Genomic DNA, 23,758 nt, shown 5'->3' on the forward strand with positions numbered 1-23,758 from the left:
TAAACTCTCAACCTTTTGTGCGACGGTGCGCAGTGGGTGGCGTCCGGTCGGCAAAACGACCGGCCAGCCAGTCTTACTGATGCGTTCGCCGGATGCACTGTGGACCTGTAGCGCCTTTTTCGACATGCCTTTTTGATCGCCAATTTCGTTCCATGATCCAGTTCATTCGCCGCCGGCCGTATCTGGTCGCCAGCCTCGTTGGGCTTCTCGTTCTCGTGGCGCTCGGTCTGCGCAGTCTCGCGACCCCGAAGCCGCCGCAGTACATCAGCGCCAAGGTCGAGCGCAGCGATCTCGAGAACACCGTGCTGGCCACGGGCACGCTTCAGGCGTTCCAGCAGGTCGACGTCGGTGCACAGGTCAGCGGTCAGTTGAAATCGCTCAAGGTCAAGCTCGGCGACAAGGTGACGAAGGGGCAGTGGCTCGCTCAGATCGATCCGGTGCTGGCGCAGAACGCGTTGCGGCAGGCCGAGGCCGACGCGCAGAATCTTCAGGCGCAAAAGCGCTCGACGGCGGCGCAGTTGAAGCAGGCCGAGCTGGCGTTCGCGCGGCAGCGTCAGATGTTGCCCGACGACGCCACGTCGCGTCAGGACTTCGAATCGGCGCAAGCCACACTCGATACCCAGCGCGCCGCACTCGCGGGTCTCGACGCACAGATCCGCAAGGCAGGGGTGGCCATCGAGTCGGCCCGCGCGAATGTCGGGTACACGCGCATCGTCGCGCCTATCGATGCCCAGGTGGTTGCCATCGTCACGCAGGAGGGCCAGACCGTGATCGCTCAGCAACAGGCGCCGGTGATTCTGAAGCTCGCCGACATGGACACCATCACCGTGAAGGCGCAGGTCTCGGAGGCGGACGTGATTCGCATTGCCCCGGGCCAGACCGCTTACTTCACGATCCTCGGCGATCCCGACAAGCGCTATTACGGCAAGCTGCGGGCCATCGAACCCGCGCCGCAGAACTTCCTCGACACGCAGAGTACGCTCGGCGGGGGGGCGACGCGCAACAACACCGCCGTGTTCTACAACGCGCTGTTCGACGTGCCGAACACGGATCATCGTCTGCGCATTTCGATGACGGCGCAGGTCAACGTGCTGCTCGGTACCGCCAGGCAGGCGCTGAGTGTGCCGGTGGCGGCGCTGGGCAAGAAGGTCGGCCCGGATCGCTACGAGGTGCGCGTGCTGGACAAGGACGCCGGGGATGGCCGTGCCGTCACGCGTCAGATCGTGACCGGACTGAACAACAACGTGCGCGTGGAAGTGCGTGAAGGTCTCACCGCCGACGACCGGGTCGTGATCGGTGAAGCGGGCGACGGCGCACCGGCGCAGACCGAGGCGTCGTCCGGCGCTGCCAAATAAAGGAAGTCGAGGATGTCGAGCGCGATGACTCAAGCCTCTCAATCGTCCGAAGCCACGACCGATATCGGCGGTGTCGGTCCGCACCCGATGTTGGCGCTCACGGGCATCACCCGGCGCTTTCCGTCGGGGGAGCGCGATGTCGTCGTCCTGCGCGATGTGAACCTCACCATCGACGCGGGGGAGATCGTCGCGATCATGGGCGCATCGGGCTCGGGCAAGTCGACGCTCATGAACATTCTCGGGTGTCTGGATCACCCGAGCGCGGGGAGCTACCGCGTGGCCGGGCGCGAAACCCGCGAACTGGACGCCGACGCGCTCGCGCAACTGCGTCGCGAGCACTTCGGGTTCATCTTCCAGCGCTATCATCTGCTGCCGCACCTCGACGCCGCGTCGAACGTCGAAATGCCGTCCGTCTATACGGGCACGCCGCATGCGGCGCGTCGTGCGCGTTCGATCATGCTGCTCGAACGACTCGGCCTCGCGGACCGTACGGCGCATCGGCCCAGCCAGTTGTCGGGCGGTCAGCAGCAGCGCGTGAGTATCGCGCGCGCGCTGATGAACGGCGGCGAAGTCATTCTGGCGGACGAACCGACCGGCGCGCTCGACACGCGCAGCGGCCGTGAAGTCATCCGTATTCTCAAGGAACTCAACGCGCTGGGGCACACGGTCATCATCGTGACCCATGACGAGACGGTGGCCGCCCACGCGCGTCGCATCATCGAGATTCGCGACGGCGAGATCGTGGCCGATCGGCAGAACACGCCGGTCGAGGTTGCGCCGGACGCGCCGACGGACGCCGCGTCCACCTTGTCCACCTCGTCCACCTCATCCACCTCATCCACCGTGTCCTCCCCGGACGCTGCGCCGGATGAGACGCCGCAGGAAGTGGCGGTGGCTGCGGCCTCGGCGGCATCGCCGACCGACCCGGCGTCGGTGAACGCCAGTCATGGCGGGGCGATCCCGCCGCGTCGCTGGACGGGCGGCATCGGTCGTTTTGCCGAAGCGTTTCGCATGGCGTGGATCGCCCTGGTGTCGCATCGGCTGCGTACGTTCCTGACGATGCTCGGCATCATCATCGGGATTACGTCCGTCGTCTCCATCGTCGCGATCGGCGAGGGGGCAAAGCGCTACATGCTCGCCGAGATCGGCAGCATCGGCACCAACACGATCAACATTTACCCGGGCAAGGACTGGGGCGACAACCGCGCGACGGCGATCCAGACGCTGGTGCCGGAGGACGTTCAGGCGCTCTCCGAACAGGTCTACGTCGACAGTGCAACGCCCGAGACCGCTCGCAGCCTGTTGCTGCGTTATCGCAACATCGACGCGAGTGCAATGGTCACGGGCGTGGGCGAGCACTTCTTTCAGGTGCGCGGTCTGAAGATCGGGCAGGGCATCGCCTTCGGGCCGGACGAGGTGCGTCGTCAGGCACAGGTCGCGGTCATCGATCAGAACACGCGTCGCAAGCTTTTCGGCGCGAATCCGAATCCGCTGGGCGAAGTGATCTTCGTGGGCAATCTGCCGTGCGTGGTGATCGGCGTGACGGTCGAGAAGAAGAGTGCGTTCGGCGACACGAAGAGCCTGAATATCTGGGTGCCGTACACCACGGCGGCGGGGCGCCTGTTCGGACAGCGCAACGTCGACAGCATCACCGTGCGGGTGCGCGACGGCCAGCCGAGCAAGGCCGCCGAGAAGAGTCTGGAGACGCTCATGACGCAGCGTCACGGCCGCAAGGACTTCTTCACGTACAACATGGACAGCGTGGTGAAGACGGTCGAGAAGACGAGTCAGTCGCTGACGTTGCTGCTCTCGCTGATTGCCGTGATTTCGCTCGTCGTGGGCGGGATCGGCGTGATGAACATCATGATTGTGTCGGTCACGGAGCGCACGCGGGAGATTGGCATCCGCATGGCGGTGGGGGCGCGTCAGAGCGACATCATGCAGCAGTTCCTTGTGGAAGCGGTGATGGTGTGTCTGATCGGCGGCGCCATCGGGATTGCCCTGTCCTTCGGGGCGAGTTTCCTGTTCTCGCTGTTCGTCGAGAAATGGAAGATGGTGTTTTCGATGGGCTCGGTCGTCACGGCGTTCCTGTGCTCGACGCTCATCGGTGTGGTGTTCGGCTTCATGCCGGCGCGAAATGCCGCGCGGCTGGATCCGGTCGAAGCGCTTGCCCGCGATTGAGGTATTGCCAGATGACCCGAATGATGTCTGAGACTCGCAAGTGGTTGGATTCGTCCGTTGGTTCGGCGTCGTTGGCATCGTCGGTGCCGTCGGTGCCGTCGGTGCCGTCGGCAATGTCGCTGCGTCGCTCCGGACTCGCGCTGGCCAGCGTTGCGGCGCTGCTTGCGGGGTGTGCCGGGGCGCGTCACGATGCGCTGCCCACGGTGCCCGTGCCGGCCCAATGGACGGGCGCGCCCGTGGCCGCCACTGTGCCGCTCGCGGCGGCGGTGTCCGATCCCACGGGCAATACGACCCGTGGGGTCAATGCGGTGGTTGGGGTGGATGGGGTCGATGGCGTCGATGGCGTCGATGGCGTCGATGGGGGCGACAGGCGCCATGCGGCGGCGATCGCGCCGGACTTCTGGCGTGCGTTCGGCGATCCGGTGCTCGACACGCTCATTGCCGACACGCTCGCCGTCAACAACGATCTGGCGGCGGCGGGGATTCGCGTCTATCGTGCGCAATTGCAGGCCGGATTGGCGGATACCAACCTGACGCCGTCGGTAACGGTCAACGGCACCGGTACCGTGTCGCGCACCCTCGATACGCATGCGATGGGGCGCAAAAGCGCGTTGCAGGCCACGGCGTCCTACGAACTGGATCTGTGGGGCAAACTCGCGGCGCAGCGTGACGCCGCGCGCTGGGAGTATGAAGCGACCGATGCCGACCGGGAGGCAGCACGCCTGTCGCTCATCAGCACGACGGCGCAGCTTTACTGGACGATCGGGTTCCTGAACCAGCAGATCGCCAATACGCAGAGCAACATTGCCTACACGGAGCGCATTCTGGCGTTGGTGCGCTCGCGTTACGCGGCAGGCGCGGTGTCGGGGTTGGACGTCGCACAGACGGAAGGGAATCTGGCGGACCAGCGCGCGACGTTGACGCAACTGGTGCAGCAGCGCACGGAAAACCGCAATGCACTGGCAATCCTGTTCGACCGTCCGCCGGAGCAGGCGGCTGCCGAGCCGTCGGTGCTGCCGACGCAGGCGTTGCCGGTGGTGCCCGCCGGATTGCCGGCCGAGTTGCTTGGGCGTCGGCCGGACTTGCGCGCGTCGGAACTGCGTTTGCGGGGCACGCTCGCCAATGTCGACATCACTCGTACGAGCTTTTACCCGACCTTCACGCTCACCGGGCAACTGGGAACGACGAGCACGTCGCTGGAGCGCGTGTTGCAGAACCCGGTCGGATCGCTGGGGCTGGGATTGGCGCTGCCGTTCATTCAGTGGAACACGATGCAGTTGCAGATCAAGGTGTCGCAGACGCAGTACGAAGAAGCCGTGGTGAACTTCCGCCAGCGCCTCTATACGGCGCTGAGCGAAGTCGAGAATGCGTTGTCCGCGCGTGAACAGCTGACCCGGGAAAGCGAGCAACGCGCACTGTCGCTCGCGCAGGCGCAACGGGCCGAGACGTTGTTGCGCTCGCGCTATCGGGCGGGCGCCATCGGGGTGCAGCCGTGGCTGGAGCAGCTTCGGTTGCTGCGTGCGGCGCAGACGGCGGACGCGCAGACGCGTCTGAACCGTCTGAACAACCGCATGGCGCTGTACAAGGCGCTGGGCGGCGCCGGGAATGCGTCGGATGTGAATTCACGGGGTTGAGCGGGAGGATATCGTCGCCGCCGACAGGCGTGCGGCGTAGTGTCCCGTTTGCTCGGGTGTGCAGCCCCCCTGATGCGTCGATGCGAGCATTTTCCTCATGCAGCATGAAAGATCGATCAGATGGCTCGTCAGGACGTCGATTACGAGCAGAGGCATCGCGAGAGAAAAATACAATGGCATCTTTCTCTTTCGTGTCATGACGTTCGATGTCCAGTCAACGGAATACTGCGTTCGCGGCCGCATTCGCCGGGATGGTGTCGGTCCAATCCGGGGCGGCGTTCGCGAAATCGCTGTTCCCGCTGGTCGGCAGTGAGGGCGTCGCCGCGTTACGTCTCGGCATTTCCTCTCTCGTCCTCATCGCCGTTTTCAGACCGTGGAATCTGAATCTCCGGCAACTCGGTATTTCCTGGCGGACGATGTTGGCCTACGGCGTCACGCTGGCGCTCATGAATCTGCTCATCTACCGCGCCTTCGCCTACATTCCCGTGAGCATTGCGATTTCCATCGAGGTGATGGGGCCGCTGGTGGCTGCCTTGCTAAGCTCGCGAAAGACGACCGATCTCGTCTGGATTGCGCTCGCGGCCCTTGGCATGGTGTGGCTCGCGATAGGGGATGTGCACGGTGAAATCGACATTCGTGGCGTGCTTTTCGCGCTGGCGGCGGCGTTGTTTTGGGGCGTGTATGTGATTGTGGGGCGTAAAGCCTCCGGCGGCGGCGGGCGCACGGTTGCTATGGGCATGTCGATTGCCGCGTTGATTGCTGTGCCATTGGGGATGTTGCAGGCGGGCACGGCGTTGCTCGTGCCGCATGTCCTGTGGATCGGCCTCGGCGTGGCGGTATTGTCGAGCATGCTGCCGTTCTTGCTCGATATCTATGCGATGCGTCGTTTGCCTGCGCGGGTGTTCGGCGTGTTGCTGAGCGGGTCGCCGGCGGTCAGCGCGATTGCCGGATGGTGGGTGTTGCACGAGACGTTGACGATCACGCAATGCGTGGGCATTGGCTGCGTGATGGCGGCGTGTGCCGGGTGCGCGTTGTTTTCCCGACAGCAGACCGACGTCTGACCGTCCTGGTCATTTCAAATCGAAGAGCGGGATCTTGAGACCGGTTTTCACTTGATCGAGAACGATCAGGGTCCGATAGGTGAGGATATCGGGGTTGTCGGCGAAGTGTTGTCGGATGAGCTGCTCGAAGTGCTGCAAATCCCGCGAAATCATGATGATGATGAACGACACGCCGCCGTTCACGAAATAGCACTGCTGGATCTCCTCGACGTCCCGGAAATAGCGCTTGGCCCGATCCATCACGAGGCTCCGGTCTTCGACGAGCCGCGATTCGATGACAGCGGTTATCGGGTTGCCGACAAGCTGCGGATTGAGCACCGCAACGTGACTCCGGATCACCCCCTTGCTCTCCAACCGACTGATACGACGCTGCACCGACGGCGTCGAAAGCCCAACTTTTTCCGCGATTGCCGAGTGCGACAGGTGGTTGTCGGTTTGCAGCAGGTCGAGAATGTGCAGATCAAACCGATCCAGACCGTCTTTGTCGATTTTGTTTTTCATCTGAGGCGCGGGGTGGGCTTGGCGGCGGCTTGGAAGTTTAGAGGGTGCGTTAGTTTAGCGGGTATGCGCGTGAATTGATGGCCACGCTGCTTGCGGCGTCATGGAATGACGGCTCGAAGGTGAGCGTCAATTCCATGACGGCTATGCGCGTAACGGCGCGATCAGGTGGGCGCGATCAGGCGGGTGCGATCAGGCAGGCGCGCTCAGGCAGGCGCGAATGCGGCCGCATGGCGGCGTGCGAATTCGGCGGCGGACATCGGCGCGCGACCGACTAATTGCTGGAAGGTGTGGGTCATGCGGTCGTAGCGGTTCTCGCGGTGCAACTCGGCCATGACGACCAGATGTGCGACCAGATGCGCCGGCTGGTTGGCCTCCCGGAGCCTGGCTTCCCACATCGGCATCGGCACGTTGACATACTGGATGGGGCGGCCCAATGCATTGCCGAATGCCTGCGCGATTTCGGTCATTGTCAGCGACTGCGGGCCGGTCAGTTCATAGACGTTTCCGATATGCGGCGCCGGATTTGCCAGCACAGCCGCGGCGACGGCCCCCACGTCGGCGGCGGCGATCGGCGAGGTCTTGCCGTCACCGAACGGCAGGCGGATGGCGTTGTCGTCGCGGATCCCCTTGGCCGCCGGCAGGAACAGACCTTCGAAGAAGGTGGTTGGACGCAAGTACACCACAGGCAGGCCGGACCAGCGCAGCACCTGTTCGGCCAGCCAGTGCTGCTTCTGTTGCGGGCTGCCGGTGGTCTGCGTCTCGCTCATCTGCGACAGCGTCATTTGCGACAGGTTGACGAAGGCCTTCACACCCAGGCTTTTGGCGGTCACGGCGACGTTGACGGTCGCCTCCAGGAAGTTGGGCGAAACCGACATCGTGAAGTACACCACCGAGCAGCCTTGCATGGCCGCACGTACGGCGACGATGTCCAGCATGTCGGCGACCACCACTTCGGCTCCCAGATCACGCAGCATGTCGGCGCGCGCATCCAGCGTACGCACCATGGCGCGCACGCGATGACCTTGTGCCAGCAAGAGTGGAATGGCGGAGCGCGCGGTCGAACCGACGCCGCCGGCGGCGCCGGTGATGAGGATGGTGTCTTGGGACATGAGTTGCTTCCTTGTACTGGAACGAGTGAACGGGATGACGACGGCCATGGGCGACACTACGAACACTGGCGCAACCGCCGCCAGGTCCATGCTAAGATCGGTATGTTTGAAATAACATAGTGGCACGAGAATCTAACTATGTCAAAAAAAACATAGTCAGTCGGCGTGCGTGTTGACGCAGTCAAGGAGGAAATGCGAGTGAGCGATCGGAAGGAAGCCGGGGCGAGCAAGGAAAAGCCACTGAAAAACGTTCTTCTTGCAGCAATACATAACCAGCCGCGTTCTGGCTATGAACTGACCAAATGGTTGCAGATGGCGGGGCAGCATTGCTGGTCGGTTGACCATAGCTCGGTGTATCCGGCGTTGCGCGAGATGGAGAGAGATGGACTCATCGAATCGGAGCGCTTGCCGGGAACGCGGGGGCCGGAACGCTCGATCTACAGCCTGACCGTTGCCGGACGTGAGAAGCTGACGGCCTGGGTGGCATCCGCTTCGCCGCGCCCGGCCATCAAGGACGAGCAGATACTGCGGGTGTTATGTTTCGACTTGCTGCCGCGAGAGACAGCGTTGACGCAGATCCGTGCGGTGCGGGCAGACCATCAGGCCCAGCTTGATGCCTTTCTCGCGCGGCAGGCCGTGCTGACCGAGCAGCAGCTTGGGCCGCTGCTGGTGACGCGTCGCGGCGTGTTGGCGGAGCAGGCCTATATCGCGTGGTGCGACGAGGTGGCGGAAATGATCGCCCGCAGGAAACCCTGATGTCAGGCCGGATGCCGGCGGGGCGTATGGCTTGAATGCCGGAAGATCAGCCAAGCGGTGCGGCTGGGGGGTGTGCGGGAACATCGACCTCCGCCACCCGCTTCGGCAACAGCATCGTAAACGTCGTCCCAACGCCAACCTGGCTCGCGACGTTGATCGTCCCCTTATGGAATTCGATCGCTGCGTGCACCACGGCCAGTCCCACGCCGGAGCCGTCTTCCAACACCGCGTTACTCCGTGAGCGGAACGACATCTGGAAGATGTCCTTGAGTTCGTCTTCCGGGATACCGGTGCCGTTGTCGCGCAGCACCACCTCGAACGCCTCTCCCTTGTCCGATACGCGCATGTCGATCGCCGGTTGCGCCATTGTGTACTTCGTGGCGTTGCTCACCAGGTTGATAAACGCGTGGAACAGCACGTTGCTGTCGCCGATCATCCGGCTGTCCAGCCCTTGCGGGGCTTGCACCGTGATCGTCGCATTCGGGAACATGTCCGAACCGACGCCTCGCACATCTTCCAACAGCGCTACTAGCGAAAGCTCGGCGCGCCTGCCGAATTTCGGATCGTCCAGCGACGCGCTCTGCGCCGCATCCAGCCAGTTCTGGATCAGATGGTTCAGCTTCGCTACCGCCTCACGAATCTTCGTGTAACGGGGACGCGAATCCGCCTCCTCATTACGCGGGCTGAGCAGTCGCTGCGCATGACCGTCGATCACATTGAGCAGCGTGCGGAACTCGTGCGTCGCCATCGAACGGAACGTCTTCTGGAAGTTGTTCAGGCGCTCCTCGTTGGCCAATGCCCGTTGCAAAATCGTCTGCTTGGCCGTTGCGAGCTTCTGGTTGCGCACGAGCGACGCCGTGCTGTCCTGAATCTTCGATAACGTCCGGGAGAGCGTGCCGATTTCGTCGCGACGCGATAACCACGGCAGACGCAGCTTGTCCTTGCCGCCTACGGCGTTCCCCGCCATGCGAATCAGATGCGTAAGCGGGCGCAGAATCACTGCATCCACATAAATCAGACATAGCAGCGTCACGACGATCATCGCCACGATCAGCGCGTCGATCTTCAGCAGATGCTTGCGCGCGTGCGTGTTCTTCGCCTCGACATCGCGAATCAGCGACTCGGTGCTGCGAAACACCAGCGCGCCGAACGTGCTGTTCGCCTGTGTGTACCTGGCGCTCGATTCGCCCCGGTACAACTTGGCCGCGTCGGTCAGCTTGCCGCTCTGCGCGAGCTGGAACACCTGATTCGACGCCCGACGGTACTGCGCCCACTGCGATTGGAATTTCGAGAACGCCAGACGAAACTCGTCGTGCACGAGCACCTTCTGATAACGCGCCGAAGCCGCGCTGATCTTCTCGTCGAACTCATTGGCAGCCGTGCGAATGTCGGCGAGCGCCTTGGGCGACATCGGGGCGAGCGCTTCCGATTCGACGGTCCGGAAGTCCGAAATGTAGTCGTTGAGTTCTTCCAGCACGCTCAGGTTTTCGATCTGCGCCCGCTCGGCGGCAATCGCGCGCTGCTGGGCGAAATCGACCTGATAGTGCACCGCCACGCCCACGGCGATCATCGCAGCGAGACACAACGCGAGGAGAAGATACATGCGCCCCCGAATGGGAAGCGACCGGCGGGATGACGACGAGGAAGACGCTTTCGACATGCGTGAGAGGCCCGGCGCGATAGCGCGCTCAGAGCTGAATGATATTGAGCAGGGCGGCGCGAACCACGGCTTCCGTACGCGTGGCGACGTTCAGTTTTTCACGGGCGTTGTCGATGTGGAAGTCGACCGTACGTTTGCCCAGATCGAGAATGATCGCGATCTCCGCCGAGGTCTTGCCTTTCGCCGACCATTGCAACACTTCCACTTCGCGCTTGCTGAGCCCGAACGGCAGCGGTGTACCTTCGGGCGCGGCTTCATGTTCGGTGTACTTGCGAATCACCGTGTCGAGCACGTCGAAATCCACCGGTTTGAGCATGTACTCGTCGGCGCCGGTACTGTGCCCGCGCATGATGGATGCCTTGTCGGCGTTGCCCGTCAGGAAGATGAACGGAATCTTGCGCTCGCCCTGAATGATGCCGCGTGCGCTTTCCAGAAATTCGAAGCCCGTCATGCCTGGCACATTCACGTCACAGACGATGATGTCCGGCATGAACGCCGCCAACGTGGCCAGCGCTGCCGAGAAATCGTGCGCCACCTTCACGACATACCCCCGATCTGTCAGGTCCTCGCGAATCAGGTCCGCCGAATCGTGGTCGTCCTCGATGCAAAACACTTTGGTGGGAGATGACATCCCGCTGGCCCCGGTTTTTCTCATGGAATGCCGAAATCGTACTAAAAAAATCACCGGACTACGAATTTCAGAAAATGACTTGCACACGACGCACCGTGCGCCCCCAAGCAAAGGACCGTCGGGCGGTCCTCGCGGGCATGGTGGCAGCATGTGTCGTTCAGCATTGAAACGGCAGCAGATGCCCGAACTGTTGGTAAAGCTCGGCAATCCCGTAAGCGAGGGCGCGGACCATGGTGAATCTCCTTGTGTCGATCAGGGGGCGGTGTTGTCAGGTCATGCGAAGCGCGGCAGCACGTCGAGCGCGATATCGAGGCCGATGCGTGCCAGCGATTCGAGGGGCTCGATCACGATGCCCTCTCTGCGCGAGTGATTGCGTTTCCCGGTTCAATAGCCGAAGACGTGTCCAACGTGGATGGCGCACTGCATGCCGGTGTCGAGGCAGGTTTCGCTGTAGAACAGGCTGTCGACGAGGTTCAGGATGAGGTCCATGGTCGTGTTCTCCGTAAGTGGGCGGGCGCGGCGTTTCGATCAACCGAAGACCGGGGCGATGGTGCCGAGCAGGCCGAGGATCGAGGCGAAGCCGTAGGCGATGAGTGCGGGCATGGTGTGGCTCCTTGCGGTAATGAATGCCGTTGATTCCGTTGCGTTGGTCAGGCGGCTGACGCTTCGTGACGGTTTCGCTGTGTCGCTGTCGCTGTCGTTGCGTTTGCCGTTGAGTGAAGTATCGTCGTCGCCCCTTGCCGGCGAAACTGTGATTAATACAGGCGAGGCCGATATCGGAGGATTTGGGAGGTTTGGGAGGATTAACGGGCTGACGCCATGACGTCGGCAATGCGGAGATGGCGCAACTCCGATAAGCACATGAGAGTCCTGATGTATGGATTGGAGGCGATGACGTATCCGAATCGTCAGCATGAGAAGCGCAGTCAGGGCGACTATCAGGATTAACGCTTTAAAACCGCTTAATTCGTCAATTTTCCGGTGGCGCCACTCTGCACCATCGGTTCCCGGCTGCGTCATTTTGTCGCGATGTATGGAATATGTGTCTGCGTAAGATGCGTTACGCAAATGATATATACATACATAGAGGCTTAAGATGTCCATGCATAACGTCTCGCCTGCCCGGAGAGGCACGGCAGACACGACACCCGGCACGGGTTGGCGCACGGGGTGCGCCCGCGTTGCTGCGGCGATGGCGATGGCGCCCCTGAGCGGATGCACGTTGGCGTTGCTCGACCCGAAGGGCAGCGTCGGCGAGCAGGAAAAGCATCTCATCCTGATCGCGCTGGGCGTGATGTTGCTCGTCGTCGTCCCCGTCATCGTGCTCACGCTGGTGTTCTTCTGGCGCTATCGCGAGACCAACACCGCCGCCACATACTCGCCCCAGTGGTCGCACTCCACGAAAATCGAAGTCGTCGTATGGACGATTCCGGTCGTCATCGTCGTGGCGCTCGCCGTGATGATCTGGGAGACGACGCACAAACTCGATCCCTATCGCCCTATCGAGTCCGTCGCGTCGGCGGCGAACGGCAAACCGGCCGCGGCGCCCGTGCGTGTCGAAGTCGTGGCGCTGAACTGGAAGTGGCTCTTCATCTATCCCGACTACCACGTCGCCACGGTCAACAAGCTCGTCTTGCCCGTCGATACGCCCGTCGAATTCAAGATCACAGCCGAATCGCTGATGAACGCCTTCTTCATTCCGCAACTCGGCAGCATGGTCTACGCCATGTCCGGCATGCAGACGAAGCTGCACCTGATCGCGAACGAAACCGGCATCTATGCGGGCCTGTCCTCGGCCTATAGCGGCGCCGGCTTCTCCGATATGCACTTCAAGGCGCATGTCACCTCGCAGGAGGACTTCGACGCGTGGGTCAGGCAGGCGCAGGCCGCGCCCGACACGCTCGACGCACCGACCTACGTCAAGCTCGAACAGCCGGGCACTGCCGCGCCGGTGGGCCTCTACGCCAACGTGATGCCGGGGCTGTTCGACGCCGTCGTCGGCAAGTACATGGGGCCGATGGACAGCAGCTCGCAAGGCATGCGTGTCTCGGGCAACCGTGCGATCGACGACATCATCGCCGCGGCCAATTGCCGCGTGGACGGTCAACTGGACAGCCGCGCGCTCCTTGCGCAGCGTCCCGAGCGCGACGCCGGGGCACAACCCGCCGCCCAGCGCGCGCTCACGGAGTAAGTCATGTTCGGAAAACTCGATCTCGACGCCATTCCATGGCACGAACCCATCATCATGGGCACACTCGTCGTCGTGCTCCTCGGGGGCGCGGCGCTGCTCGGCGCCATCACCTACTTCCGCAAGTGGGGCTATCTCTGGAAAGAATGGATCACTTCGGTCGACCACAAGCGCATCGGTGTGATGTACATCGTGCTGGCGCTGATCATGATGCTGCGCGGCTTTGCCGACGCGATCATGATGCGCACCCAGCAAGCCATCGCCGCCGGCGGCGAAGCCGGTTATCTGCCGCCGCACCACTACGATCAGATCTTCACGGCGCACGGCGTCATCATGATCTTCTTCGTGGCCACACCGCTCGTGCTGGGCCTGATGAACGTGATCGTGCCGTTGCAGATCGGCGCCCGCGACGTGGCGTTTCCGTTCGTCAACTCGCTGTCGTTCTGGCTCTCGGCGATGGGGGCGGTCCTCGTCATGATGTCGATGTTCGTCGGCGATTTCGCCGCCACGGGCTGGGTCGCGTATCCGCCGCTCTCCGAGTTGGGGTATAGCCCCACGGTCGGGGTGGATTACTACATCTGGTCGTTGCAGATATCGGGGCTGGGCACCACGCTCACGGGCATCAACTTCATCGTCACGATTCTGCGCATGCGCGCACCGGGCATGAATCTGATGAAGATGCCGGTGTTCACGTGGACGGCGCTCATCACCAATATCCTGATCGTCGCCGTGTTCCCGGTGCTCACCGCCACGCTCGCGCTGCTCACCGCCGACCGTTACCTCGGCATGCACTTCTTCACGAACGAGCTGGGCGGCAACGCCATGATGTACGTGAACCTGATCTGGATCTGGGGCCACCCGGAGGTGTATATCCTGATTCTGCCGGCGTTCGGGGCGTTCTCGGAGATCATCGCGACCTTCTCGCGCAAGCCGCTCTTCGGTTACAAGTCGATGGTCTATGCCACGTCGTCGATCGGCATTCTGTCGTTCTTCGTCTGGCTGCACCACTTCTTCACGATGGGCTCCGGTGCGAACGTCAACGCCTTCTTCGGCATCATGACGACGATCATCTCGATCCCGACCGGCGTGAAACTGTTCAACTGGCTGTTCACGATGTATCAGGGTCGCATCCGGTATCACTCGGCCACGCTCTGGACCATCGGCTTCATGGTGACGTTCGCCATCGGCGGCATGACCGGCGTGTTGCTCGCCGTGCCGGGCGCCGACTTCGTGCTGCACAACTCGCTGTTCCTGGTGGCGCACTTCCACAACGTGATCATCGGCGGTGTGGTGTTCGGCTGCCTCGCGGGCATTACGTTCTGGTTCCCGAAGGTGTTCGGCTTCACGCTCAACGAGCGCTGGGGCAAGATCTCGTTCGCGTGCTGGCTGGTCGGTTTCTATCTTGCGTTCATGCCGCTGTACGTGCTCGGCTTCAAGGGCATGACACGCCGCATGAACCATTACGTGCAGGCCGACTGGCAGCCGTATCTGGTCGTGGCGATGGTCGGCGCCGCACTGATCGGTCTGGGCATTCTGGCCTTCGGCGTGCAACTCTTCGTGAGCATTCGCCGCCGCAACGCCAATCGCGATCTGACGGGCGACCCGTGGGATGCACGCAGCCTGGAATGGGCGACGTCCTCACCCGCGCCGTTCTATAACTTCGCCCATGTGCCGCACATCGATTCGCTCGAACAGCATTGGGACGACAAGGTGCGCGGGCTCGCCTACGCGCCGCCGACGCACTACGACGACATCCACATGCCGCGCAATACCGGCACCGGTTTCGTCGTCTCGGCGTTCAGCTTCGTCATGTGCTTTGCGCTGATCTGGCACATCTGGTGGCTGGCCGGTGCGAGCCTGATCGCCACGATCGCCACGTTCCTGTGGCGGACCTACGACCGCGACGTCGATTACTACGTGCCGGCGGCGGAAGTGGAGCGTATCGAAAACGCTCGCTTCGCCGACCTGCGTGCAGCGCTTCCTGCGCGTCAATCCCTGCAAAAGGCCGCCTGATGTCCTCGGCATCCCTTCACCCCAATCCGGTTCACGGCGCTTCGGCCGGGAGCGCCGTCCACGATCACCACGGGCACCATGATGCCGGCGCCACCACGACGCTCGGCTTCTGGATCTACCTGATGAGCGACTGCCTCATCTTCTGCGTGCTGTTCGCCACCTTCGGCGTGCTTGCGGCGAACACGGCCGGCGGGCCGAGCGGCCGCGAGCTCTTCGAGTTGCCGTTCGTGCTCGGCGAGACGATGCTGCTGCTGCTCTCGAGCTTCACGTTCGGGCTGGCGTCGCTGTCGATGCGGCCGGGCAACGAAGCGGTCGTGCAGCGCTGGCTCTGGATCACGTTCGCGCTCGGTGCGGCGTTCGTCGCCATGGAAGTTTATGAGTTCTCGGCGCTTTTGCACGAAGGCGCCGGCCCGGGGCGCAGCGCGTTCCTGTCGGCGTTCTTCACGCTCGTCGGCACGCACGGTCTGCACGTGACATGCGGCTTGCTGTGGCTCGCGGTGATGATTCACCAGATCGGCCGCTTCGGCTTCGATCCGGTGGTGCGCCGCCGCCTGCAATGTCTGAGCCTGTTCTGGCACTTTCTGGATCTCGTCTGGATCTGTGTCTTCACTTTCGTCTATCTGCGGGAGTTCGTATGACGAGCGCTCAAGTCCACGATCACGGCGCTTATGCCTCGCAAAGCCATCTGCGCGATTACGTCATCGGGTTCTTCCTGTCGCTGGTGCTCACGTTCGCGTCGTTCGGCGCGGTGATGCTCAAACTCGTGCCGCCCGGCTGGGGGCTGGCGACCATCGTCATGCTGTGCGTGGCGCAGTTGGTCGTGCAACTGGTGTACTTCCTGCACATCGGGGCGAGGCGCAGCCAGCGTCAGAACTCGGTCATCTTCCTGTGTACGGCGGGGCTGATCGCGATCATCGTCGCGGGTTCGCTGTGGGTGATGCATAACGCCAACAACAACATGATGCCCACGCACATGTCGATCGAACGGGCGAAGTTGCGCGACTGATCATGGACCGCCTCAAATGCATGGAGGTATTCGTGCAGGTCGTGCGCGCGGGCAGTCTGTCCGCCGGTGCGGCGGTCTGTGGCATGTCGTCGGCCACGGCGACGCGTCATGTGCAGGCGCTCGAAGCCCGGCTCGGCCAGCCGCTGCTGCGGCGCAGCGGGCGGTGTCAGGTGCCGACCGCACTCGGCGAGCGCTACTTCACCGAATGCGCGGAAGTGCTCGCGCGCATCGAGAACGCCGATGCGTTGGGGGAGGTCGGGCCTGCCGGCGCGTCGATGGCTTCGGCGATTGCGCGGCCCGTCGGGCAGATACGCGTGAGCGCGCCCACGACCTTGGGGGCGCACCTGCTCATGCCGGTCTTCGCCGAATACTTGCAGACGCATCCGGATGTGGCGCTCGACCTCGCGCTCAAGGACCGCGCCGTCGATCTGGAGGAGGAGGGCATTCACGCCGCGTTTCAGGCGGGCGGCCGCCCGGAGCCGGGGCTGGTCGCGCATACGCTGCGCGGCGTGACGCACGTGGCGTGCGCATCTGCCGGTTATCTCGCGCGGCGCGGCACGCCGCGTCAGCCTGCCGATCTCGCCGGACACGACTGCCTGGGGTTTCGCTACGACGACCTGCTCGGTCGCTGGGCGTTCGACCCTGCCGGCGGCAGCGCCGGCATGCCCTACATGCCCGGCATGCCTCGAACGTCCGGTTTGTCGGGGACGGTAGTGGCCTCGCGCGACGCACGCCTGACCGCGCACAATCCGCTCGCGCAGCTTCAGGCGGCGGTGCATGGCATGGGCATCGCGCTACTGCCGGAGTACCTGCTCGCGCCGGAGGTGGCGGCGGGACGTCTGGTACGTGTGCTAGAGACGCAGGCGCAACTGTGCGAGCCGATGCATCTCGTGCATCTGGCCGGACGTTACGTGTCGTCCAAGCTCGACGACTTCGTGCGGTTCGTGGTCGCGAAGCTCGGGCCGGACGTGTGTCCGGCGCCGATGTCGTGATGTCCGATGCCGATTTTCCGGCATCGCCCGCTTGCCCGCTTGCCCCCGTGCCCCCTTGCTCCTTTGCCGACGGATCGCAGGTCGGCGACTTCGGCTAAGATGCAGCCATCGACGTCGTGGCCGATGCGATATCTCCAAGCGCGGGCCGTCCGAGCCCGCCCCCTTTGATGGTTCGATGTGGCAATCATGCGATACGGCACTGCATGGCAACGCCTGCTCGCCTGCGTGAGCGCGGGCGCGGCACTGGTCTGGGCGACGGCATCGCCCGCGCAGGCCCCGCAGTACGAGAGCGAGGCTGCGTTGATGGGCGCGGCCATCGCCTCGCCCGAAGGCGTAGGGCAGGTCCTCGACCGGCTCGTGCAAAAGTGCGGCTTGTACGGCGAGGCGACGAAGGCGCGCGGCAATGCGGCGTTGCGCTCATGGCAGATGCGTCATCGCGACTACCTCGCGCAAGGCCAGCGCGTGCGTGCCGAGCTGGCCGCCGTCTACACCGAGCCTGAGGCGAAGCAGCGCTTCGACGATCTGCTGGAGAACCAGTTTCCGAGGCTCGTCGAGCGGCAGTTCGTCGTTTATTCGAACGCCATCGACGACCAGCCGACACAGGCCGCGAAAGCCGAGCTTTGCGACGGCTATTTCAAGGCCGTCGACGACCGTCAGTTCGATCTCACCGTGAACGACCCGGCACTGGCAGCGTTCTTCGACAAGCGCATCGCCGCCGAGCGGGCTTCGTCCGCTACGCCGCCCCCACCACCGCCGGCCAGTTCACCGGCCAGTTCACCGGCCGGTTCAGCCGGCAGTTCGCCCGTGAGCAAATAACGCATCAACTCGGCGACGGGGCGAATGCGCTCGCCGAACGGTAGCGGGTCGCGTCCCCGGAAGAACAGCCCGCGCGCGACGTCGCCCCGCAGCGCCTGCGCCAGCTTGAGGTCGATGCAGAACTGGCCGATGCGCGCCACGCCGTCGCGCAGTCCGCACGCCTGCAAGCAATCGAAGCCTTCCAGACACTGACGCACTTTGGCCTTCGCCTGCAACGCGGTTTCCCGCGAGAGGTACTTCGTCAGCCACGGCGTGAGCACCGCCCTTGCAGGGAGTCCTGCCACGCTGGTGAACTCCGCGATGTCCTCCGGCCGTGCGCGTGCCAGCACTTCCTTGAAATCGGGATGCGCATCGGACTCTTCGGTGACGGCGAAGGCCGTTCCCAATTGCACACCGGCCGCCCCCTTGTCGAGCCAGTGTCGCACTTGCTCGTGTCGATGGATGCCGCCGGCAACGATCAGCGGCACACGTGTCCACTCGATGCCGAGCGCGGCGTAAATCTCGCGGCATTCGTCGAGCACGCGGTCGAACGAGAAGCGCGCCTCGCCCAGATCCTCGATGCGCGATGCCCCGAGATGCCCGCCCGCATGCGCGGGATGTTCGATGACGATGGCGTCGGGCAGACGTCCCTTCTTCATCCATTTGCGCAGGACAAGGCTTACGCCACGCGAGTCCGAGAGGATCGGGATGAGCGCGACGTGCGGATACCCGGCGGTGAGTTCCGGCAGATCGAGCGGCAGTCCTGCGCCCATGACGATGGCGTCCGCGCCACTCTCGCATGCCTGACGCACCAGCGCCGCATGCGCGCTCACGGCTTTCATGACGTTGACCGCGATAAGTCCGTTGCCCCCGGCGATCGACCGGGCTGCGCGAACTTCACGGTCCAGCGCGATGAGGTTGACGGCTTCGATGGCGGCTTTGATCTCGTGAGCCGCATGGCTGCCGTGCATGCAGTCGATGCGGGCGAGCAGGTCGGGATGATGATGGCGCAGGTCGATGCTCGCGATCGTTCCCATGCCGTTGTGCTTCGCCACCGTGCCCGCCAGCCGGTGCGCGGAGATGCCGATTCCCATGCCGCCTTGCACCACCGGCACCAGCCGGCGGCCGGCCAGCGTCAACCATTGCTCGTTCATGTCAGTTCCGTTCGTCCCATTCGTCGAATGTGCCCGTGTGCATGCCTGCGGCATGTCGGCAGGGCAGTTCCGGCAGTCTGGCATTCGCGCGGCGAACGGTTTTTGCGATGGGTCAAGCGCGGCAATGCTCAGGGGGGCGCGTCGGTGCGGCATGGCGTCGCAGTGCGCGGCACCGTACCGAGGGCGATGCCGCCGACGATCAGCGCGAGCGCGATCCACACATCGAGCCCGAGCGTCTCGCGCAGCAGCAGCGCCGACGCCAGCGTGCCGACCACGGGCACGCCGAGCAGGCCGAGCGAGGTCACGCCGGCGGGCAACCGCCGCGTGACGACGCCCGCGAGCCAATACGCGATGCCGCCCCCGACCACGCCACCATACGTCAGCAGGCCCGAGAATCCTGCCCAACCGGTCACGCGCGGCGGGCCATCGACGGCGAACGCCATCGTGCACAGGATCACGCTGGCGAGCAGCAGTTGCCACGGACTGAGTTCGAACGGGCCGTTGACCCAGCGGTGCGCACGCATATGGACGATGGCGATCGCCCAGACGAACGCGGACAGCAGCACGAGCGCATTGCCGAACACGGTGGGTCGGTCGTGCCAGTCGAAGGCGAGCGGGTTGAACATCACGGCAAGCCCGAGCAGGCCGCAGGCGAGTCCGAGCAGACGCCGCGGCGTGAGCGCTTCGCCGAGCCACAGGCGCGCCGCGGGCATCACCCAAAGCGGCGTGGTGTAGGCGAGCACGGCGGAGCGTCCCGCGCTCACATACTGGAGGCTGAGCGCAACGAGCAGCGAAAACACGGTCATATGCAGCAGGCCGACGCTCAGGATCACGGGCAGGTCGCCGCGCGCGGGCCACACCAGGCGCCGGGTCAGGGCGCAGATGACGAACAGCGTCGACATGCCGATGGCCGACCGAAGCGCCGCGCTCCACCAAGGCGAGACGTGGGCGAGCAACGCCTTGCTGACGGGCCAGTTCACCCCCCATGCCACGATGACGATGGCGAAAATCACGCCGGCATGCGAGCGCACGGCCGAACGGTGCGAGGCGAGGCGTTGCAGGCTGGCAGTCAGGTTCACGCGCCCGGACTCCGCAAGGGGATGGGGGATGGGGGATGGAAGCCTACGCCGTCCCTCGCTGAAACTGTGGACGGCGCGCACGATGCCATCACGGTAAAGCAGGCGTGGACCGTAGAGAAGCGCCAGAAATGAGAAAAACGTTAGTGCCACAAGAGCGGCGTGCGGTGCGGCGAGTCCCGGGCGGTCATGGGCCACGGGACTCGGCAAGGGCGTCAGCCCCTGGGGGGCTTGCCGCCGAGCTTCATGCACAGGCCACGCAGGAAGACGCGAATGCCGTCGCGCTTGCCCAGTTGGGGGCGGTGGCGGAAGACGTCGTAATCGACCGCTTCGATCATGTCGAGGATGCGCAGCCCACCGTGCACCACGCAGCACAACTCCAGCCCGAAGCGGCCCGGCACGCGGTTGGCGAGCGGTGCGCCGCGCAGCATCATTTTGCGGGCGAAGTCGACCTCGTAGCGCATCAGGGCGCGCCAGTTGTCGTCGTACTTCTGCGCGCCGATGTCCGCATCGGTTACGCCGAAGCGCGCCATGTCTTCCTGCGGCAGATACACCCGCACCTTGCGCCAGTCGACTTCCACGTCCTGCCAGAAGTTGATCAGTTGCAGGGCCGAGCAGATATCGTCCGAGCAGGCGACGTTCTCCGGCGTGTCGAGCTTGAACAGTGCCAGCATGATGCGTCCGACCGGATCGGCGGAGCGGCGCGTGTAGTCGCGCAACTCGGCGAACGTGGCGTAGCGCTTGGTCTCGATATCCTGATCGAAGGCCGAGAGCAGGTCCGAGAAGGGCTGCACCGACAGCTTGTGCTCCGCGATCACGCGTGCGAGCGCGGCGAACAGCGGCTTGTCGGGCGACGTGGGTGCGCCGGCGGCGATCTTGTCGAGTTCGGCCTGATAGGCGGCCAGCCCGGCATGGCGCTCGGCGTTGGTGGCGTCGCCTTCGTCGGCGATGTCGTCGGCGGTGCGTGCGAAGTTATAGATGACGCCGACCGGCGCGCGCATTTCGCGCGGCAGCAGGACACTGGCGACCGGAAAGTTCTCGTAGTGCTCGATCTTGGCTTCGGAAGTCATCAGGCTGGTGAGGCAAATAAGGGCAATGCCGCCCGGAATTCATGGTGCCCGACACCGGCTCCGCCCGAAACCGGCGAGGACCGGCCGGCCCGGATCGGGGGCGGCGCGCAATGCCCCGAGATTCTATGTCATCGCCCTGCATCCTGTCGGGAAAGTCGTGCCAATCCCCGGTATACTTCACCCTTTGCCGGAATTTTCCGGCGTTTTGCAGTGTCACCCTGTTCCCCTGTACGACGAGGAGCCTCGTGAGCGTCGCCGAACCGATCGAAATTTCGCCTGAGCAAAGCAGCGCACGTGTGGCGTCGGGCAGCAGTTTTTACGCTGCCATGCGCATTCTGCCGCCCGCGCAGCGCGAAGGCATGTTCGAGATCTACGCGTTTTGCCGTGCCGTGGACGATATTGCCGACGACGGCGACGACACGTCGGCGAACCGCATGGCGCGTCTGGCCGTGTGGCGGCGTGATCTGGCCGATCTGTACGACGGTCGCCCGGCGGCCTCGCTCGCGAATCTGGCGCGCGTCGTCAAGCAATTCGGCCTGAAGCACGAGGACTTTCTCGCCGTCATCGACGGCATGGAAATGGACGCGTGCGGCCCCATCGTCGCCCCCGACCTCGCCACGCTCGATCTGTATTGCGACCGTGTCGCGAGCGCCGTCGGCCGCCTGTCGGTCAAGGTGTTCGGCATGCCGGAGCAGGACGGTATCGACCTGTCGCACCATCTCGGCCGGGCGCTCCAGTTGACGAACATTCTGCGCGATATCGACGAAGACGCCGGTATCGGGCGCGTCTACCTGCCGCGCGAGACGCTGGCCGACGCCGGCATCGTGGGCGCCACGCCCGAGGGGGTGGTGGCCGCGACGCTCGACCGCGCCTGTGCGCCGCTCGTGGCGCAGGCGCGCGAGCATTACGCACGGGCGCGCGCCATCATGGCGCGGCATCCGCGCCGTGTGGTGATCGCCCCGGCGGTCATGGCCAAGGCGTATGGCGCGATTCTCGAGAAGCTCATTGCGCGCGGTTTCGCCGTGCCCCGTGAGCGCGTGCGTGTGCCGCGCTGGCGTCTGATGCTCATGCTGCTGCGGCAGATGGTCTTCTGATGGCGGGCACGGTTCACGTCATCGGCGCCGGTCTGGCAGGACTGGCCGCCGCGGTAAGGCTCGCCACGCGTGGTGTGCCCGTGGTGCTGCACGAGGCCGCACCGCAGGCCGGCGGGCGCTGCCGCTCGTATTTCGACCGTCAGTTGAACGCCGTGATCGACAACGGCAACCATCTGGTGCTCTCGGGCAATGCGACGATGCGCGAATTCACGCGCACCATCGGCTCCGAACACACGCTCACCGGTCCCGGTCGCGCCGAGTTCGCCTTCGTCGATCTCGACAGCGACGAGCGCTGGACGGTGCGGCTGTCGGAGGGGCGTTTGCCGTGGTGGATTTTCGACAAGCACGCCCGCGTGCCGGGCACGAAGTGGTCGGACTATCTGTCGCTCGCGCCGTTGCTGCGCGCGGGGCCCGACGCCACCATGACCGACGCGATGAATTGCCCGCCCGCGCTGTACAAGCGGTTGATTCACCCGCTGTTTCTCGCGGTGCTCAACGCCGACCCGGCGGAAGGCTCGGCGCAGATGGCCGGTGCGGTCATTCGCGAGACGCTGGTGCCGGGCGGTAAGGCCTGTCATCCGCTGATCGCGAGCGACGGACTGGATGTGACGTTCGTGACGCCCGCGCTGGCTTATCTGGAAGCGAAGGGCGCGCGCGTGATGATGCAGCACCGCGTGCGGGCGTTGCACTACGCCGCCGACGGCAGCCGCGTCGACGCGATCGACTTCGGCGACGGTCCGCAATCGCTGGCGGCCGACGATGCGGTCGTGCTCGCGGTGCCGCCGAACGTGGCGGCGTCGCTGGTGCCGGATCTGACGACGCCGGATGAATACCGTGCCATCGTCAACGCGCATTATCAGGTGCCGCCCCCGCCGGGCTGCCCGCCGATGATCGGGGTGGTCAACGGTGTGAGCGACTGGATCTTCGCGTTCGATGGCCGTTTGTCGGTCACGATCAGCGGTGCGGACCATCTGCTCGACGAGTCGCGGGAATCGCTCGCGCTGCGTATCTGGGAAGAGGTCGCGAAGGCCTGCAAGATTGCGTCCACGCCGGTGCCGGTGTGGCAACTGGTGCGAGAGAAGCGGGCCACGTTCGCGGCGACGCCGGCGCAGGACAAGCGTCGCCCCGCCGCGAAGACGCGCTGGCAAAACCTCGTGCTCGCCGGCGACTGGACGGCCACGGGGCTGCCGGCGACCATCGAAGGCGCGTTGCGCAGCGGCAACCGTGCCGCCGACCTGTTGCACCGGGGCTGACCCGCACGACTTGCGCCGTGCACGCCGGGCATCGTCCCGGGGCCGCCGCAAGTGGGAATGTTCAACCGGCGCGTACCGCGCGCCGCTTTATCGTCTTTACGCCTTTCAGTAGGCAAGAACGCCATGGATACGATACGCGATGCTTCCGACAAGGAAGCGCGACGCACGGCCACTGCCACGGCCGTGGACCTCAAACTGCATACCGAACTCGCGCAAAAGGTGAGTACGG

At 64.3% G+C, this 23,758-nt stretch carries 20 protein-coding genes; 12 read left to right on the top strand and 8 right to left on the bottom strand.

The window, feature by feature from the left end:
• The first annotated feature begins 152 nt into the window (after positions 1-152).
• The 4 genes from macA to PAN31108_RS20785 all read left to right on the top strand — a co-directional run bounded on the left by macA (position 153) and on the right by PAN31108_RS20785 (position 6,231).
• On the top strand, positions 153-1,355 hold the full coding sequence (gene macA, locus PAN31108_RS20770; RefSeq protein ID WP_150670666.1) for a macrolide transporter subunit MacA: 1,203 nt from the start codon (positions 153-155) through the stop codon (positions 1,353-1,355).
• Between the two features lie 87 nt (positions 1,356-1,442).
• Complete coding sequence (locus PAN31108_RS20775) at positions 1,443-3,536, top strand: MacB family efflux pump subunit (RefSeq protein WP_370819701.1); 2,094 nt, start codon at positions 1,443-1,445, stop codon at positions 3,534-3,536.
• 113 nt (positions 3,537-3,649) lie between these two features.
• The gene (locus PAN31108_RS20780) at positions 3,650-5,170 is read left to right on the top strand and encodes an efflux transporter outer membrane subunit (RefSeq protein ID WP_150670714.1); all 1,521 of its coding nucleotides are present in this window, start codon (positions 3,650-3,652) and stop codon (positions 5,168-5,170) included.
• A gap of 206 nt (positions 5,171-5,376) precedes the next feature.
• Complete coding sequence (locus PAN31108_RS20785; RefSeq protein ID WP_150670668.1) at positions 5,377-6,231, top strand: EamA family transporter; 855 nt, start codon at positions 5,377-5,379, stop codon at positions 6,229-6,231.
• Between the two features lie 9 nt (positions 6,232-6,240).
• On the opposite strand, the gene PAN31108_RS20790 is transcribed toward PAN31108_RS20785, so the two are convergent.
• Together PAN31108_RS20790 and PAN31108_RS20795 are read right to left on the bottom strand one after the other, a co-directional pair.
• On the bottom strand, positions 6,241-6,732 hold the full coding sequence (locus tag PAN31108_RS20790; protein WP_150670669.1) for an Lrp/AsnC family transcriptional regulator: 492 nt from the start codon (positions 6,730-6,732) through the stop codon (positions 6,241-6,243).
• Between the two features lie 203 nt (positions 6,733-6,935).
• Positions 6,936-7,841 (bottom strand): NmrA family NAD(P)-binding protein, encoded by a 906-nt coding sequence (locus tag PAN31108_RS20795; protein ID WP_174995080.1) that lies wholly within the window; start codon positions 7,839-7,841, stop codon positions 6,936-6,938.
• A 192-nt stretch (positions 7,842-8,033) separates the two neighbouring features.
• Between PAN31108_RS20795 and PAN31108_RS20800 the strand changes: the two genes are divergently transcribed.
• The gene (locus PAN31108_RS20800) at positions 8,034-8,597 is read left to right on the top strand and encodes a PadR family transcriptional regulator (RefSeq protein ID WP_150670671.1); all 564 of its coding nucleotides are present in this window, start codon (positions 8,034-8,036) and stop codon (positions 8,595-8,597) included.
• Between the two features lie 46 nt (positions 8,598-8,643).
• Here PAN31108_RS20800 and PAN31108_RS20805 read toward each other — a convergent pair whose 3' ends face one another.
• The 3 genes from PAN31108_RS20805 to PAN31108_RS20815 all read right to left on the bottom strand — a co-directional run bounded on the left by PAN31108_RS20805 (position 8,644) and on the right by PAN31108_RS20815 (position 11,908).
• Positions 8,644-10,257, bottom strand: coding sequence for a sensor histidine kinase (locus tag PAN31108_RS20805; RefSeq protein WP_150670672.1), 1,614 nt, complete (start codon positions 10,255-10,257; stop codon positions 8,644-8,646).
• Positions 10,258-10,285: 28 nt separating this feature from the next.
• Positions 10,286-10,888, bottom strand: a complete 603-nt coding sequence (locus PAN31108_RS20810) for a response regulator transcription factor (protein ID WP_150670673.1) — start codon at positions 10,886-10,888, stop codon at positions 10,286-10,288.
• Positions 10,889-11,416: 528 nt separating this feature from the next.
• Positions 11,417-11,908: a hypothetical protein gene (locus PAN31108_RS20815; RefSeq protein WP_150670674.1), complete on the bottom strand. Its 492-nt coding sequence runs from the start codon at positions 11,906-11,908 to the stop codon at positions 11,417-11,419.
• 172 nt (positions 11,909-12,080) lie between these two features.
• On the opposite strand from PAN31108_RS20815, the gene cyoA reads away from it, so the two are divergent.
• From cyoA to PAN31108_RS20840, 5 genes are read left to right on the top strand one after another with little or no spacing between them, the layout of a single operon-like run.
• The gene (gene cyoA, locus PAN31108_RS20820; protein WP_246184068.1) at positions 12,081-13,079 is read left to right on the top strand and encodes a ubiquinol oxidase subunit II; all 999 of its coding nucleotides are present in this window, start codon (positions 12,081-12,083) and stop codon (positions 13,077-13,079) included.
• 3 nt (positions 13,080-13,082) lie between these two features.
• Positions 13,083-15,089, top strand: a complete 2,007-nt coding sequence (cyoB, locus tag PAN31108_RS20825; RefSeq protein WP_150670675.1) for a cytochrome o ubiquinol oxidase subunit I — start codon at positions 13,083-13,085, stop codon at positions 15,087-15,089.
• A complete protein-coding gene (gene cyoC, locus PAN31108_RS20830) occupies positions 15,089-15,727 on the top strand; it encodes a cytochrome o ubiquinol oxidase subunit III (RefSeq protein ID WP_150670676.1) in 639 nt (212 codons plus the stop codon). Before cyoB ends, cyoC begins: the two co-directional genes overlap by 1 nt.
• Positions 15,724-16,095: a cytochrome o ubiquinol oxidase subunit IV gene (cyoD, locus tag PAN31108_RS20835; RefSeq protein WP_150670677.1), complete on the top strand. Its 372-nt coding sequence runs from the start codon at positions 15,724-15,726 to the stop codon at positions 16,093-16,095. Before cyoC ends, cyoD begins: the two co-directional genes overlap by 4 nt.
• A gap of 2 nt (positions 16,096-16,097) precedes the next feature.
• Positions 16,098-17,087, top strand: coding sequence for a LysR family transcriptional regulator (locus PAN31108_RS20840; protein WP_150670678.1), 990 nt, complete (start codon positions 16,098-16,100; stop codon positions 17,085-17,087).
• A gap of 653 nt (positions 17,088-17,740) precedes the next feature.
• Here PAN31108_RS20840 and PAN31108_RS20850 read toward each other — a convergent pair.
• The 3 genes from PAN31108_RS20850 to hpnC all read right to left on the bottom strand — a co-directional run bounded on the left by PAN31108_RS20850 (position 17,741) and on the right by hpnC (position 21,182).
• Positions 17,741-19,036: an NAD(P)H-dependent flavin oxidoreductase gene (locus PAN31108_RS20850; RefSeq protein ID WP_246184065.1), complete on the bottom strand. Its 1,296-nt coding sequence runs from the start codon at positions 19,034-19,036 to the stop codon at positions 17,741-17,743.
• 128 nt (positions 19,037-19,164) lie between these two features.
• Positions 19,165-20,115 carry a DMT family transporter gene (locus tag PAN31108_RS20855; RefSeq protein WP_246184066.1) on the bottom strand — a complete coding sequence of 317 codons (951 nt, stop codon included), beginning with the start codon at positions 20,113-20,115 and terminating at the stop codon, positions 19,165-19,167.
• 212 nt (positions 20,116-20,327) lie between these two features.
• On the bottom strand, positions 20,328-21,182 hold the full coding sequence (gene hpnC / locus PAN31108_RS20860; RefSeq protein ID WP_150670680.1) for a squalene synthase HpnC: 855 nt from the start codon (positions 21,180-21,182) through the stop codon (positions 20,328-20,330).
• A 245-nt stretch (positions 21,183-21,427) separates the two neighbouring features.
• Between hpnC and hpnD the strand changes: the two genes are divergently transcribed.
• Positions 21,428-22,276 (top strand): presqualene diphosphate synthase HpnD, encoded by an 849-nt coding sequence (gene hpnD, locus PAN31108_RS20865; protein ID WP_150670681.1) that lies wholly within the window; start codon positions 21,428-21,430, stop codon positions 22,274-22,276.
• Positions 22,276-23,529 carry a hydroxysqualene dehydroxylase HpnE gene (gene hpnE / locus PAN31108_RS20870; RefSeq protein WP_150670682.1) on the top strand — a complete coding sequence of 418 codons (1,254 nt, stop codon included), beginning with the start codon at positions 22,276-22,278 and terminating at the stop codon, positions 23,527-23,529. Before hpnD ends, hpnE begins: the two co-directional genes overlap by 1 nt.
• The last annotated feature ends 229 nt before the right edge of the window (positions 23,530-23,758 follow it).

Origin of the sequence: Pandoraea anhela (assembly GCF_902459655.1) — a bacterium.
GTDB lineage: Bacteria > Pseudomonadota > Gammaproteobacteria > Burkholderiales > Burkholderiaceae > Pandoraea > Pandoraea anhela.

Bases quoted from the DNA above. Each gene is read 5' to 3' on its own strand.
- hpnE (WP_150670682.1), top strand. From the start codon at position 22,276: ATGGCGGGCACGGTTCACGTCATCGGCGCCGGTCTGGCAGGACTGGCC.
- PAN31108_RS20850 (WP_246184065.1), bottom strand. From the start codon at position 19,036: ATGAACGAGCAATGGTTGACGCTGGCCGGCCGCCGGCTGGTGCCGGTG.
- PAN31108_RS20785 (WP_150670668.1), top strand. From the start codon at position 5,377: ATGTCCAGTCAACGGAATACTGCGTTCGCGGCCGCATTCGCCGGGATG.
- PAN31108_RS20810 (WP_150670673.1), bottom strand. From the start codon at position 10,888: ATGTCATCTCCCACCAAAGTGTTTTGCATCGAGGACGACCACGATTCG.
- PAN31108_RS20795 (WP_174995080.1), bottom strand. From the start codon at position 7,841: ATGTCCCAAGACACCATCCTCATCACCGGCGCCGCCGGCGGCGTCGGT.
- cyoD (WP_150670677.1), top strand. From the start codon at position 15,724: ATGACGAGCGCTCAAGTCCACGATCACGGCGCTTATGCCTCGCAAAGC.
- PAN31108_RS20800 (WP_150670671.1), top strand. From the start codon at position 8,034: ATGCGAGTGAGCGATCGGAAGGAAGCCGGGGCGAGCAAGGAAAAGCCA.
- PAN31108_RS20775 (WP_370819701.1), top strand. From the start codon at position 1,443: ATGTTGGCGCTCACGGGCATCACCCGGCGCTTTCCGTCGGGGGAGCGC.
- PAN31108_RS20840 (WP_150670678.1), top strand. From the start codon at position 16,098: ATGGACCGCCTCAAATGCATGGAGGTATTCGTGCAGGTCGTGCGCGCG.
- PAN31108_RS20780 (WP_150670714.1), top strand. From the start codon at position 3,650: ATGTCGCTGCGTCGCTCCGGACTCGCGCTGGCCAGCGTTGCGGCGCTG.
- PAN31108_RS20805 (WP_150670672.1), bottom strand. From the start codon at position 10,257: ATGTCGAAAGCGTCTTCCTCGTCGTCATCCCGCCGGTCGCTTCCCATT.
- macA (WP_150670666.1), top strand. From the start codon at position 153: ATGATCCAGTTCATTCGCCGCCGGCCGTATCTGGTCGCCAGCCTCGTT.
- hpnC (WP_150670680.1), bottom strand. From the start codon at position 21,182: ATGACTTCCGAAGCCAAGATCGAGCACTACGAGAACTTTCCGGTCGCC.
- cyoA (WP_246184068.1), top strand. From the start codon at position 12,081: ATGGCGATGGCGCCCCTGAGCGGATGCACGTTGGCGTTGCTCGACCCG.
- cyoB (WP_150670675.1), top strand. From the start codon at position 13,083: ATGTTCGGAAAACTCGATCTCGACGCCATTCCATGGCACGAACCCATC.
- PAN31108_RS20815 (WP_150670674.1), bottom strand. From the start codon at position 11,908: ATGACGCAGCCGGGAACCGATGGTGCAGAGTGGCGCCACCGGAAAATT.
- PAN31108_RS20790 (WP_150670669.1), bottom strand. From the start codon at position 6,732: ATGAAAAACAAAATCGACAAAGACGGTCTGGATCGGTTTGATCTGCAC.
- cyoC (WP_150670676.1), top strand. From the start codon at position 15,089: ATGTCCTCGGCATCCCTTCACCCCAATCCGGTTCACGGCGCTTCGGCC.